At 43.7% G+C, this 1,170-nt stretch carries 1 protein-coding gene and 1 pseudogene; both read left to right on the top strand.

All coding sequences use genetic code 11. The features are described from left to right. Window positions 1-346: pseudogene (locus KDK16_RS06040) on the top strand (type I restriction endonuclease subunit R); the annotation flags it as partial. Then, the coding region (locus KDK16_RS06035) for a hypothetical protein (protein ID WP_373690931.1) at window positions 339-1,170 on the top strand (832 nt) is incomplete at its 3' end. The pseudogene KDK16_RS06040 and the gene KDK16_RS06035, both read left to right, overlap by 8 nt.

Below are 1,170 nucleotides of genomic sequence, written 5' to 3'. Positions count from 1 at the left end.
GGACGATATCATTGCCTATATCAACAGCCTGCAGACGGGGGAAGCACTGAACGAAACTGCCATCCGTGAAGGCTATGAATCCTTTAAAGAAGCCAAGTCTGCGGAAGATGTCACGGCAATGGCTAACAAGCACGGGCTGGCACCGGATACCCTGCAGGTATTTGTCAACAATGTGATGAAACGAATGATTTTTGATGGTGAACAATTGAGTGATTTGCTGGCTCCCCTTGAGCTGGGCTGGAAAGACCGCACCAAAAAGGAGCTGGCTTTGATGGAGGACTTGGTGCCTCATTTTAAGAAATTGGCTCATGGCCGTGAAATTTCGGGGTTGGCGGTTTATGAGTAAGCAAGACAAAAAGGCGTTGGTCCCGGAGTTACGGTTTCAACAGGAAGATGGTTCTGACTATCCTGATTGGAAAATCACCAAGCTTAAATCATTGGCAACACGTCAGACTGCAAGGAACAGAAACGAAACCATCACGCGAGCATTAACCAATTCAGCGGCTGAAGGGGTTATTGATCAACGTGATTACTTCGATAAAGACATTGCGGTGAAAGGTAATCTGGCTGGTTATAGTGTGGTTGATAAAGGCGACTATGTTTATAACCCACGAGTCTCAACCATTGCTCCTGTCGGTCCTATATCCAGGAATAATCTTGGCAAAGGAGTCATATCTCCGCTTTATACGGTTTTCAGGTTCAATGACCAGCAAGACCGCTTTTATGAGCAGTATTTCAAGTCAACACACTGGCATAGTTACATGCGCACTGTCTCAAATGTTGGTGCGCGTCATGACAGAATGAGTCTTAGTAATGATGACTTTATGTCTATGCCATTACCTGTTCCAAATATCAATGAGCGAGAAAAAGTTACTGATTGCCTCTCTTCTATCGACGACCTAATCACTAGTCAAACCAAAAAACTTGAAGCCCTGAAAGCCCATAAAAAACGACTTATGCAACAGCTTTTTCCCGCTGAAGGAGAGGCTGTACCAAAACTTCGGTTTCCCGAGTTCCAGAACTTAGAGGAGTGGGAAGAAAAACCATTGTGTAACCTAACAACCTATGTCGACTATAGAGGCAGAAGTCCTTCAAAAAAAGAAAAAGGAGTGTTTTTAGTAACAGCAAAAAATATTAAACAAGGCTATATCGATTATGATTCCTCAAAAG

The organism is Endozoicomonas sp. SESOKO4 (assembly GCF_024606275.1).
Note: the sequence above shows the minus strand (reverse complement) of the source record. Positions and strands in the feature narration are given on the sequence as shown.